Here is a 12,207-nt window from a genome sequence, read left to right as displayed (position 1 = left end):
GGTCTGCCTGTGTATGTGTGACTGAACTGTTATTCTTATTCTATGCAGTTTTATTCTGCTCCGACTTTCTTTTCTCTTTTTCCATTTTCTTTTTCAGCTTATAATCTGGATGCTGCGGAAGATAATGATTGAAGTAATCATCGTGGACCTTCTTGATGGTTCCCGTCAGGGCGAACAGGGCCAGAATGTTCGGGATAACCATCATGGAATTGAAGCAGTCTGCCATATTCCAGACCAGATCTACCTGCGCCAGCGATCCCAGGAATACACAGACCGCAACCAGGCATGCGTAGGGTTTTACCGCCTTTGGTCCAAACAGGTATTTCACATTGGTCTGGCCAAAGAAGTACCAGCCAAGGACGGTAGAGAAAGCAAAGAAGAACATGCTGACAGCGATGAAGATGTTTCCGCCCTTTCCAAACAATGTGGAATATGCGTACTGCGTCAGTTCCACGCCTGTCTTTCCTGTCGGAATGACCTTGGTTGTGATAATAACCAGAGCCGTCATCGTGAGAATGACGAATGTATCGATGAATACGCCGATAATTGCAACGAATCCCTGCTGAACCGGATGGTCAACCTTAGCAACTGCGTGCGCGTGAGGCGTGGAGCCCATGCCGGCTTCATTCGAGAATAAGCCTCTTGCTACACCCTTTGTCAGCGCCAGGCGGAGTGTCGCGCCAGCTGCACCGCCGACGACGGCAGATGGATCGAATGCGCCGACGAAAATCGATTTAAAGGCATATGGAACATTTCTCCAGTTGTAAATAATTACGATCAAAGAACCGATGATATAAAGTAATGCCATAAATGGAACGATTTTCTCTGTTACACTTGCGATTCTGGATATTCCACCGACAAATACGAACAGTGCAATTGCTGCAACGACCAGACCGACGATCCACTGTGGAATATGAAATGCTGTGTGGAACGCAACGGCAATGGAATTGGACTGTACCGCATTTCCCATGAATCCAAGCGCCAGGGTAATCAGAACGGCGAATATTCCTGCCAGAGCTTTTCCGAATTTTCCCGTGAATGCTCCGCGAATATAGTAAACCGGACCTCCGGTAACGGCTCCGTCCTTACCGGTTGTCTTGAACTTCTGTGCCATGGTTGCCTCTCCGAAGATTGTCGCCATGCCTAAGAATGCAGCGAGCCACATCCAGAAAATTGCTCCCGGGCCGCCAATGGCCAGAGCGGTAGCCGCGCCGGCGATGTTTCCGGTACCCACCTGCGCGGCGATGGCAGTCGCCAGCGCCTGAAAGGATGACATTCCAGAATTGTCTGCTTTTCCCTTCTTACTGAACAGACCGCTGAACATGCTGTGCATTCCGCGGCCGAAGCCCCTGATCTGAATAAAATGCAGACGAAGAGTAAACCAGATTCCTCCGCCCAGCAGCATGACGATCAGAATGTAATCTGAAAGATAATGCTGCACCGTCAGCACAATCGAATTTAAAGTGCTCATATAACCCTCCTTTGATAATGAAATAACAATGTACTGAGTATAACATTGTTATTTCTTTATCACAATGGGCAATCATGATTATTAAATTAAATAGTAAGATTTTTGCATAAATTGTAAATAATCTGTGCGGTAAAGGCAAATAAAATCAAAAATATTTATCATATCAATACAATATGATTCCATATATATAATTCCTATATTTTACTCACGTATACAACTGAAAGAACAGCAGCCTTTCTTCCGACTGCTGTTCCACTATGAAAATATCTGATCGTCTTGTAACACTCTCACTTTGTCTTTTTTGAGGATTCCTTCACAGGTCCTATCCCAGGATCTCCCCGTCCAGCTTATTCCCGACATCTGCGTGATGCGCGGAAATCCACTTTTCAGAGACTTCTCTTCTGGAAATTTCCCCCTTATCATTTTTCAGCACCAGGACGGCATGCGGGCCGTCCGGCGGGCATTCTTCACAGCCGTAGTCGGCTTCTTCAATATCAATGATTTCGTATTTCATGTTTTTCCTCTTTTCATCCCGGCAGCACGGCGGACATAGAATCAGCTCTATTCTTCTCTCCCGTCTCCGCAGTCTCCTGTATTTTCAGAGTTTTGGTATCCGTTGAAGCTTCCGATGTTGATCCGGATTCCGCCGCCGCCCATGAGCAGCGCGCCTGCAAGTGCTCCGGCTAATACCAGAGAGACTCCGGTCAGGATTTTTTCTTTTTTCGTTGATCTCTGTGGTTCCTGTAAATTCTGTTCCATATCCATGAGGTCTCCTTTATTATGCATTCTGAGTTTCCGTCTTTTGCTGTGGAGCCAGCGGCATCGGCATGCTGTTTCAATATGATGAATACAGTATCCCGAAATCAGCATAAGCAGCTGCGTGCGGTTCGTTCGCTGAAGTCAGCTTTCCGTCCTGTCGGCAGGTCATTACCCAGTCTCCGTATTACCTGTCACTTTAGTTCTGCCTTAATTCTGCCGACCATTTTAGTCATTGCCTCAGTCTGCCCGCTGTCTTAGTCCTGGCGTCCGCCTTTGATTCTTCCGGAAGGATCAAACTGGGTCAGATCGCGGACAACTTCCGATGCGGCCATAATACCTGCTGCTGGCGGAACGAAAGCTGTGGAACCCGGAATATCCCGGCGCTCGGTGCACTTTCTTTTGGTTCCCGGCGGGCAGATGCAGTGGAACCTGCAGGAATTATCATTGTCTTTCAGCGGACGAATCGGCGGTTCAGTAGTAAATACCACTTTCAGCCTTCTGACGCGCCGCTTCTTCATCTCCTTGCGCATGATTTTTGACAGCGGATCCATGCTTGTCTTATAGATATCGGTGATCTGAAGCTTAGACGGGTCTACGCGGTTACCGCAGCCCATGCAGGAAATCACCGGGACACCGGCTTCCTTCGCTTTCATGACGATATCGATCTTGGCGCTCATGGTGTCCAGAGAATCCACAACGTAGTCAAATGCGCTGAAATCAATGCTGTCCGCGCTTTCTCCAGGAAGATAGAAGACTTTATGCTTATTCACGACGATGTCCGGATCGATCTGATGTATACGCTCTTCTGCGGCATCTGCCTTATACATGCCGACGGTTGCGCGGGTCGCCAGGATCTGGCGGTTCAGATTGGTCAGGCAGATTTTATCATCGTCGATCACATCGATGGTTCCGACTCCGCTTCTGGCCAGGGTCTCCACAACAGAGCCGCCTACACCACCGATTCCAAACACCGCGACGCGGCAGGAACGAAGCTTGTCCAGCGCTTCCTGTCCCATGACTAATTCTGTTCTTGAATACTGATTCAGCATATTATATATTCCCTTCTCTCCCGTTTCCGCCAGGCCTCTGCGCCGGTAAATCGTCGGCGCTGCCGTACTCATTGTGCGTCTGCCCGGCTTCTGATCAAGCCACCCACAGATCCGGAAACTCTTTTTCTTTTATAATCATATCAATGCGATAGGCATCTGTACTATCTTATCACACGGTTTTTCCTTCTTCAATCACCGCCGGAAATTTCCCGCGGAACAGGATCTGAAAATCTGTAAATCCTGCAGAAAAAATTCATGCAGGGTATGTTTACCCCATAAAGCCGCAGAATACGCATCTCCGCCGATTTTCTGTATAGTGAGACGGGTTGATAAATTTTGTATACAGGAAGCTTTTCGCTTTATTCCTATATTTATAGTGGTATAATGGCTATTACGTACAGTATTTTTGAAATTTACCACAAGAAACGATTGCAGACAAGGTGAATATATGACAAACACTGAAAAACCACATTTAAGGAAAAAAGCCTTTCGCGCGGCTTTTCCATTATCAATTCCTGTGATGACCGGATACGTATTTCTGGGTATGACCATGGGCATCTACGGAGTGTCGCAGGGCTTTCCTGCCTGGCTTCCCCCGCTGATGGCACTGACTATCTATGGCGGCTCCCTGGAATTTGTAACGATTTCCATGCTGCTGGCGCCATTTGCTCCCCTGGCCTGTTTTGCCATGGCCCTGATGATCCAGGACCGCCATCTGTTTTACGGCCTGGCCATGCTGGACCGCTTCAAGGGTACGGGATGGAAGAAATTCTTCCTGATTTTCTGGATGAGCGATGAGACCTTCGCGGTATCCTTTTCCGCTCCCCTGCCAGATGGAATCGACCGGGGATGGTTCTATTTCTTTCTGTCTCTGCTGGACTATATCTACTGGTTTATCGGCGTTACCATCGGAGCGGCGGCTGGTTCTCTGATCCCCTTCAAGGCGCCGGGCCTCGATTTTATCATGACGGCCATGTTCGTCGTGATCTTCATGGATCAGTGGCTGAAGGAAAAGAAGCATTACACCGCCATTATCGGCCTGCTTTCTGCTGCGGCCTGCCGCCTGATTTTCAGTGCCGATTCTTTCATGATTCCGTCCATGCTCCTGATTCTCGCATTCCTTACTGCATTGAAAAAGCCGCTTGAACGCGCGGGAGGTTTTATCGAATGACCCTTACTCAGCAATTCATCATCATCGGCTGCTGCGTCGCAGGCACCATGATCCCCAGATTTCTGCCATTTCTGGTCTTCTCATCCCGCCGCCCGACGCCGAAGTTCATACTATACCTCGGCAAGGCCCTTCCATCCGCAATCTTCGGCATGCTGGTTATTTACTGCCTGAAAGACGTGAAATTCACCAGCGGAACATATGGCCTTCCGGAGCTCATCTCCATCGCCGTAACCGTTCTGATCCACCTCTGGAAACGGAACATGATGCTGTCCATGGCCGCCGGAACCGCCTGCTACATGATTCTGATCAATCTCGTGTTCTAGGATCGGGATTTCATCCGACAAAATTTTTCCTTGCAAGAAAAAACGCTGCACCTGCAGTCTTCTCTGTCCTCGGTACTTGTTAAGATTACCGGAAGAAGATGCTGCGGCGCAGCGGTTTTTGTTCTTTTTGTCCCAAGCTCTACTGGCGGCGTCCCTTCAGATGGATATCCAGCTGCGGATAAGGTATTTCAATGCCTGCCTCGTCAAAGGCCAGTTTGATCCGCTCGTTCATATCCCACTTGGTCTGCCAGTAATCCTCGGTTTTTACCCAGGCTCGGAAGGCCAGCACGATGGAGCTTTCCTTCAGAGAATCCACGTAAATCTCGCGTTCGTCTTCTGCAATGCGCTCGTCCTGGTCCAGCAGACTGGTCAGGATTTCTTTAGCCTTCTGAATGTCCGTGCGGTAGGATACGCCGATCTGGACCTCCAGCTTGCGCCGCGGAAGCGCGGTAACATTGACCACTGCGTTGTTGGTCAGACTGGAGTTCGGAATCATCACCGTCTTATTATCTACAGTATAGAGCGTTGTATAATACATCTCGATTTTCTTGACGGTCCCTTCATAGCCCTCGCTCTGCACGATGATGTAATCCCCCGCGCGGAAGGGTTTCAGGAACAGAAGCAGCACGCCGCCGGTGAAATTCGATAATCCGCCCTGGACGGCCAGAGAAATCCCGACACCGGCAGAGGCAATCAGTGCGGCAATCGAAGACGCTTCCACGATGTGAAGCTTGATGATGATGGTGATGACTGCAAAGGTCAGTGTTCCGTATCTCGTCAGGGACAGGATAAAACTCTTCAGGGACGGATCCATGCCAAATTTTGTGAATTTTTTGTCCAGCCAGGAGCAGAATTTTTTCAGTATTTTGCGCAGAATGACATAGATCAGTATGGCCAGAGCAATCCGAAACAGGAACTGCGCGGCCTGCCCGCCTGTGTGCCTGATCCAGGCCTCCATCTCTTCCATTGTCGGCAGCATATATCCTCCTTGAAGGAACTGCCGGCTCCGGCAGTTACCATTGTATGCGTGTTTTGCGTAAATCGGGTTTTAATAGAAATAGCAGGTTCCGCGGTTGAATTTCTTCGCATTATAGAGGGCGGAATCGGCATTCCGGTACAGTGTTTCTGAGAATCTGAACTCGGAAAACGCAGCGCCGGCGCTGATGCTGGCTGCCGGGATAACCGCTGTATCTGTTTTCAGCTTCTGGTTGATTTCCTGAATTCTCCTTGTCAGAATCTGGATGCCTTCACTCTTTTTCATGCCTGGAATCAGTACAGCGAACTCATCGCCTCCCATCCGGATTACAAAATCTTCCGGACGGAATGCTTTTAACAGCAGATTGGCCGCCCGCTGCAGTACAACATCACCGATTTCATGGCCGTAGGTGTCGTTCAGCAGCTTGAAGTAATCAATATCAATCATGACGAAGCAGAATGGTTTCCTGGACTTTCTGAATTCCCTGCAGAGAGACTGATAGCCGGAGCGGTTGATCAGTCCGGTCAGAGAATCATGCTCCGCCACATAACTCATCTTATGCTCCTTCAGCTTTTCCTGGTTGATATTCATCACCGTATAAAGCATGTGCTCAACATTTCCAGCTTCATCATATTTAGACGGAATCAGAATGATCTTACACCAGCCCAGCGTCTGCCCGATATATTCCATGGACACGATGCCCTCTTTTTTCAGGCGCTCAGCTACCGTTTTCGGATTCACAAACTGATAAACCTGTTTCCGATAGTCGCTGCGGACAGAAACTCTGCAGTACTGCGGAATAATTTTCCGGTAATCGAGGACTGGCGCATTCATATACGGAAGGACTGCCTTCGGCATGACAATCGGATGAACCTCGTAATTGACCAGGTCTACACTGACAACCGCAAAAAATAACTTTCCAAGCGCCTTCAGGACCTCCTCGTTTCTCTGCGGCTCATCTTCTGCCCTTTTTCCAAACCATCCGCGGACATCCTGCTCAATATAGCTGCTCATATCTTCTGGCATGACTACATCATGAGGAGCTTTTTCCGCATGGTCATATTCCTTGCTTTCTGCAAGCGGAACGTCGGCCGGGCGTTCCTTTGATAATCGGGTCTTTTCCGAATCGGAATGTTCCATTTTCTTTTTTCCTCTCCCTCTTCTGTTATCCGCTTTTCTGTATCGTTTTTTATCCATATTCTTTCTTAAAATATTTTAACTGCAATAATCCAACATCACATCTCTAAAGATAGTACATCGATCTGAACAGATTATCAATCATTTCTTCATCCGTATATGGAATGCAGATATACCCACAGGACAAAGGCAGAACGCGCAAGGAGTGCAGCCCTGCAATGCGGCCGTTTCTATGTTAATATATAAAGAAAAAACAGAAGATCAGAGTCTGGATAATAAATAAAGGAACAGAAATATGAAGCATAAGTTAAAGAAAGTACAGCTTGGAAACACCGGAATTGAAGTCACACCGGTCGGTATGGGAACCCTCACCATGGGCTTTTCCCAGAAAAATCTTCCGGTTGAAGACGGCGCGGCGGTCATCGTCCACGCCGCGGAAATGGGAATCAATTTTTTTGATACCGCCCAGTACTATGACACATACCGCTATCTGCGGCCCGCTCTGGATGAAATGGAACGCCGCGGCATCCCTTCTCCGGTCATCTGCAGTAAGACCCTGGCTCCGGATTATGAAGGAACGGTTTCTGCTGTTCACGAATGTCTGGAAAAACTGAATCTCTCCAGTATCGATATCTTCCTGCTTCATGAAGTCAGAGGCGTCACAGATTTTCTTTCTCGTCAGGATGCCTGGAAGGCTCTTCAGGATCTGAAAAAGGAAGGATTGATCCATGCTATCGGAATTTCCACCCACCACGTGGATGCCTGCCGGGAAATGGCAGATGAACAGGCCTGCGATGTCGTTTTCCCTCTGATCAACAAGGCCGGACTGGGAATCCGGAATGAAGAAAACCCTGGAACAAGGGATGAAATGGAAGCGGCCATCAAAGTCTGCTCGGATGCCGGAAAAGGAATTTTCACCATGAAGGCCTTTGGAGGCGGAAACCTTATCAGGGACTACCGCAGCTGTCTGGATTATGTCTCACACATCCCGGGAAATAACGCGGTCATGATCGGCATGGCAGATTTCGATCAGGTGGATAAAGCAGTGGACTACTTTACTGGCGATCTGCATCCGGATTACGAGCCGGACATCACGGGAAAACATCTGATGGTGGATCAGTCCGACTGTGAAGGCTGCGGAACCTGCAAGGCCCGCTGCGTCAGCCAGGCGATTTTCTGGAATGAAAACGGCCTGGCCGAAATCGACCAGACCAAATGTGTGCACTGCGGTTACTGCGCTCCCGTTTGTCCGGTACGCGCCATTATTTTCCTTTAGCATCCTTGTGGATTCACTATTTGCTGCTGTAATAAGAATCCTGGCTCTGCACAAGCTGAAGATTCGATGCCGCGCTGTGGGCGCTCATCATGGTAAGAAGGTTATTACTCAGGATTTTCCTGTCAATTCCGTCCTGATCCCCTGCTGCAAAGGAAAGCATCGCATTGCAGAGCAGCGGCCAGAGATTCTGTACCGTTTTTAGCTGCGAAGCAGATAAATAGGAGACCGGCAGGGCCGGAAGAGTTTTTCCTTCTTCTTCATAAATCTGCTTTTCGCCATCTTCATATCCAGTGCAGAGATTCCAGAGGCGGTTCTCGATCTGCGTTTTTTCTGCATCGCTCAGGACCTTCCATGAAGAAATCGTCTGGTCATAGAATCCCAGGGTTTTCATTCTCGAACCAAGGTCAGATACGGAGAGCAGGAAGCCGGCCAGCTTCAGGCCGCTCATGGAATTCAACATCGGCAGCAGCTCCTGCAGCGCCTGCTGCTGGGTTATCTGTTTTCCGTCTTCGCAGGAATAAAGCTTCTCTGCATAGTTTTTCCGGTAGGATCGTTCTGTGTTTCCGATTGACCATAATAATATATCGTCTATAATCTTGCTGCTGTCTTTTGCCGAAAAACCGCTGCCGTCCTGAATCGTGTGATCCGTGCCATAGCGCCGGAATCCCATGCCGGCAGGCGCCAGATATGGGACAAGATCGGAAGAATTGATGACATTATGAATGTTTTTATATGTCCCCTTTCCTGCCAATCCCGCCTGAGGTGCCTCGAAATCATAGGCATAGACGGATGACCCGCCATATTTCTTACTGAGCCTCTGCGCGGTCAGATTGGCGGCTCCGCCGCCGCGGGAATAACCGGTTATTAAGAACTTCAGCTGCTTCTTCTTCAGATGATATTTCTTTACATAGGCGTTCACACCGGCGGTGACTTTAGATGCAGCGTCAGAGAAGCCCTGGGCCTCTCCAGCAGTCCCCAGCGTAACATTTCCGGCCCATTCCTTTCCGTAGCCTTCACCGCGGATGATGACAGGAATCAGCGTGTACGATACCGATTTCAGCTTTCCTGAGGAAGTTTTCTTTTTCAAGATAATTTTCCTCTGCCCCAGCGCGTATCCGATGCTGCTGATATTATCTGCTTTTCCATAAAAAGCCGGCCTTGGATAGGATATCTGAATGGTATTTCCCTTGCAGAAGCTTTTCAGCATAGCAGAAATGTTGGAGCTGCCATAGCCGTTTCCGCTGCCGGATCCAGTTGAAAAGCCCGCCAGTGAAAGACACATGGAAAATGAAGCAAGATGGGTGCTGTAACGGCTGGAAGAGCCGGAAAAATACCCGTCGGAATAGTAGAACTGGCTGTTTCCAGAAGTGTCGGATGTATATCGGAATCCAGCCCGGTATACAGGATAGCGGATATTCTGCGAAAATGCGGCTGTCCGTACTTTTTTCAGCCCGGATACTGTGGATGCGGCTTCTGCTGATCCACTTGTTGACCATAACGGAATTGCGGTAACTATAAGCGCCGCGCTCAGGAAAACGTCTGCGGCTTTTTTTATTTTACTTTTTATCATATTATCTCCTTCATCTGCTGTAAGCTTATCATGAAAGCAGATGAATACTCATACCGAAATGCAGTTGTCGAAATAAGTACCTGTCCGAATAAATAGTACGGCCGCGCAGACAAGACTGTCCTCTTGCCCGTTTTTCTTTTGTCCCTGCAGAAAATGTTGAAAATGTGTATAATACGTCAGGGAAGGAGTATTGAAATTGAGTTTACAAAATTTGATTCTGGACTTTACACATATCTATACGGAAGAAATTCACCAGAAAATTCCGGGAATCCGGCGAATTGACCTGAGTGACATTGAAGGAACGGAAATGTACTGCTCTCCGCAGGCATACAGACAGCTCAGGCAGCGGCTTGCCGGTTACGGACCGGAGGGCATCCACTTCATTGACAACGGTAATTATCATTATATGACGCGGCTGTTTACTGGAAAAATCCGCCGGCCTTACATTCTTTTTCTGTTCGACAACCACACAGACATGCAGAGGCCGATGATCGACGGTCTGCTGAGCTGCGGAAGCTGGGCGGCGGAGATGCTGAGAAAGGATCGAAACCTCCGGCAGCTCATCTTGGTCGGGCCGCGGCTGAAGCAGGTCCGCGCCATCCCCCGCTCTTTGAAAAGAAAAATCATCTACATCAGCCGCTACGAACTGGAACGGAATTCCGCACAGGCAGAGTTTGCGAAGATCCGGCGCGATCTGCCTGCCTATATTTCCATCGACAAGGACGTTCTGTCTGAGTATTTTGCGCGGACCAACTGGAATCAGGGAACGATGTCCCTTCCGGTGCTGAAATACCTCATCCGCGATATCTTCGATAATGTAAAGGTCATCGGTGCGGATATCTGTGGCGAAAACACCTTGCAGGAGCCAGCATCTGAGCTGTCTAAAGACCTTGCGGTGAACCGCAGTACGGACGATGTTCTGTACCGCTTTCTGGACCGGCTGATGATCGAGGAGCATGCAGACCGTTTGGAGACAAAGCAGACGCGCGCAAGGTGACGCAGGCTGTCCGGATTGCCTGCAGATTTCCTGTCTGCTATCTGGCGCTGATCATCATGACAGATCCGGATCGCTGACTTTCAGCAGATTGAACATAGAAAAACCGGACGAAATATATCCGTCCGGCAGTCATAATTATTTTTCTCTTTCACGGATCAGCTGATCCCGCGCGCTTTTCACGGCACGGATATGATCCGGCCCGGTTGTGCAGCATCCGCCGACCGCAGATGCGCCCAGTTTATACCATTCCAGCGCATAATCATGGAACTTTCCCGGACTGCCGTTCCCTTTCCAGATTTTTCTCCGCAGGTCGTAAACCATTCCGCTGTTTGGATAAACTGCCACAGGAAGTCCGGATGGAAGGAATTCGGTGATCAGACTGCTGATATATTCTGGAAGGGTGCAGTTGACTCCGATCATTTTCAGCCCCGGGAAACGCCCGCGGTCAGAGAACAGCTTCACGCACTCTGCAATGGTCTGGCCTTCACTGGTATGATGGCCGTCCCGGCAGGAAAAACTGATCCAGTAATCGGCATGAAGAGATTCTGCCAGATCAGCCTCGATTTCTGCCTCATGAAGGGAAGGCACGGTTTCAAACAGCAGCAGATCAGAGCCAGAGTCCAGAAGAATTTCTGCCCGTTCACGATGGAAGGCCAGCAGCTGTTTATCTGAAATTCCGTAATTCCCCCGGTATTCACTGCCGTCTCCCAGATAGGCGCCGTAGGGACCGCAGGAGCCCAGGGCCAGAGGATACGGGCGTGAAAAAGACGTTTCTCCGGATGTGCCTGCCCCGGATTGATTAACTGGATTATCCGCTTCGGGCTGATCTCTGTGTTTCATGATTCCGGACTCCTGTGACGTCTCCGCGTCAGTCTCCTTGTAAGCCTGCCAGAATTCGGTCCTGGCTTCTTTTAACAGATCCATTGACCGGCGGATCAAAGCTTCTGCCTGCCTGCTGGTAAAACCGTGCTCCCTCAGTCCTTTCATGGAAGCCTGGTAGCTGCAGCTGATTCCCATATCCGCTCCTGCCCAGAAATAATCCAGATGGACCTTTTTCACCAGTTCCGGACTTCTGATCAGCGCCTCGGCTGTCCAGAGTCCGCCGTTTTTTATCGGAAAGCCCAGCTTTTCCAGAGCTGTCGACATAGAACCGTCAATGACCAGCATTTACAGTTCCTCGTTTACCTTATTAAGGCCAGGCGCATCTGGGAATTTGTTTTCTGGAATCGGCATTCCGTTATAATACGGGCTGTTCGTATTAATGCATTCATAAACGATGTTGATGACATCGATTTCCCTGTATCCCTTCACCTTCAGCAGCGGAAACGGTTCGCCGAAAGTTTCTTCATATTGTCTGAGCAGCATTTCAAGCATAGTTAACTCTCCTTTTATTCCTAATCAGTAACAACCTCTTTATTATACCATCATCTGCCGCATTTCAGAAAGAAACACAGGAACCTGTCGGATAAAACCGACGA

The 12,207-nt window shown here is 49.1% G+C and carries 13 protein-coding genes; 4 read left to right on the top strand and 9 right to left on the bottom strand.

The window, feature by feature from the left end:
- Positions 1-40 precede the first annotated feature (40 nt).
- The 4 genes from ACI77B_RS08870 to ACI77B_RS08855 form a co-directional block, all read right to left on the bottom strand.
- On the bottom strand, positions 41-1,471 hold the full coding sequence (locus ACI77B_RS08870; RefSeq protein WP_409336480.1) for an alanine/glycine:cation symporter family protein: 1,431 nt from the start codon (positions 1,469-1,471) through the stop codon (positions 41-43).
- A gap of 322 nt (positions 1,472-1,793) precedes the next feature.
- Entirely contained in the window at positions 1,794-1,985 is a 192-nt protein-coding gene (locus tag ACI77B_RS08865) for a hypothetical protein (RefSeq protein ID WP_409336479.1), read from the bottom strand.
- 47 nt (positions 1,986-2,032) lie between these two features.
- Positions 2,033-2,230 (bottom strand): hypothetical protein, encoded by a 198-nt coding sequence (locus tag ACI77B_RS08860; protein WP_409336478.1) that lies wholly within the window; start codon positions 2,228-2,230, stop codon positions 2,033-2,035.
- Between the two features lie 254 nt (positions 2,231-2,484).
- A complete protein-coding gene (locus ACI77B_RS08855; protein WP_409337721.1) occupies positions 2,485-3,279 on the bottom strand; it encodes a tRNA threonylcarbamoyladenosine dehydratase in 795 nt (264 codons plus the stop codon).
- Positions 3,280-3,799: 520 nt separating this feature from the next.
- Between ACI77B_RS08855 and ACI77B_RS08850 the strand changes: the two genes are divergently transcribed.
- Together ACI77B_RS08850 and ACI77B_RS08845 are read left to right on the top strand one after the other, a co-directional pair.
- Complete coding sequence (locus ACI77B_RS08850) at positions 3,800-4,450, top strand: AzlC family ABC transporter permease (RefSeq protein ID WP_409336477.1); 651 nt, start codon at positions 3,800-3,802, stop codon at positions 4,448-4,450.
- Positions 4,447-4,773: a branched-chain amino acid transporter permease gene (locus tag ACI77B_RS08845; protein ID WP_409336476.1), complete on the top strand. Its 327-nt coding sequence runs from the start codon at positions 4,447-4,449 to the stop codon at positions 4,771-4,773. Before ACI77B_RS08850 ends, ACI77B_RS08845 begins: the two co-directional genes overlap by 4 nt.
- A 139-nt stretch (positions 4,774-4,912) precedes the next feature.
- Here ACI77B_RS08845 and ACI77B_RS08840 read toward each other — a convergent pair whose 3' ends face one another.
- Together ACI77B_RS08840 and ACI77B_RS08835 are read right to left on the bottom strand one after the other, a co-directional pair.
- The gene (locus ACI77B_RS08840) at positions 4,913-5,752 is read right to left on the bottom strand and encodes a mechanosensitive ion channel family protein (RefSeq protein WP_409336475.1); all 840 of its coding nucleotides are present in this window, start codon (positions 5,750-5,752) and stop codon (positions 4,913-4,915) included.
- A gap of 69 nt (positions 5,753-5,821) precedes the next feature.
- Positions 5,822-6,889: a GGDEF domain-containing protein gene (locus tag ACI77B_RS08835; RefSeq protein WP_409336474.1), complete on the bottom strand. Its 1,068-nt coding sequence runs from the start codon at positions 6,887-6,889 to the stop codon at positions 5,822-5,824.
- A gap of 292 nt (positions 6,890-7,181) precedes the next feature.
- Here ACI77B_RS08835 and ACI77B_RS08830 point away from each other — a divergent pair, with 292 nt between their 5' ends.
- On the top strand, positions 7,182-8,162 hold the full coding sequence (locus ACI77B_RS08830; RefSeq protein ID WP_409336473.1) for an aldo/keto reductase: 981 nt from the start codon (positions 7,182-7,184) through the stop codon (positions 8,160-8,162).
- A gap of 16 nt (positions 8,163-8,178) precedes the next feature.
- Here ACI77B_RS08830 and ACI77B_RS08825 read toward each other — a convergent pair whose 3' ends face one another.
- Positions 8,179-9,732 carry a lipase family protein gene (locus ACI77B_RS08825; protein WP_409336472.1) on the bottom strand — a complete coding sequence of 518 codons (1,554 nt, stop codon included), beginning with the start codon at positions 9,730-9,732 and terminating at the stop codon, positions 8,179-8,181.
- A gap of 196 nt (positions 9,733-9,928) precedes the next feature.
- Here ACI77B_RS08825 and ACI77B_RS08820 point away from each other — a divergent pair, with 196 nt between their 5' ends.
- On the top strand, positions 9,929-10,729 hold the full coding sequence (locus ACI77B_RS08820) for an arginase family protein (RefSeq protein WP_409336471.1): 801 nt from the start codon (positions 9,929-9,931) through the stop codon (positions 10,727-10,729).
- Between the two features lie 135 nt (positions 10,730-10,864).
- Here ACI77B_RS08820 and mmuM read toward each other — a convergent pair whose 3' ends face one another.
- Both mmuM and ACI77B_RS08810 read right to left on the bottom strand, forming a co-directional pair.
- The gene (gene mmuM / locus ACI77B_RS08815; RefSeq protein ID WP_409336470.1) at positions 10,865-11,896 is read right to left on the bottom strand and encodes a homocysteine S-methyltransferase; all 1,032 of its coding nucleotides are present in this window, start codon (positions 11,894-11,896) and stop codon (positions 10,865-10,867) included.
- Positions 11,897-12,103 (bottom strand): hypothetical protein, encoded by a 207-nt coding sequence (locus ACI77B_RS08810; protein ID WP_409336469.1) that lies wholly within the window; start codon positions 12,101-12,103, stop codon positions 11,897-11,899.
- Positions 12,104-12,207 lie beyond the last annotated feature (104 nt).

It is taken from the genome of Eubacterium sp. F2 (assembly GCF_046244355.1).
Taxonomy (GTDB): Bacteria; Bacillota; Clostridia; order Peptostreptococcales; family Anaerovoracaceae; genus Aminicella.
The sequence above is the reverse complement of the archived record's forward strand: the minus strand, read 5'-3'. Positions and strand labels throughout refer to the sequence as shown.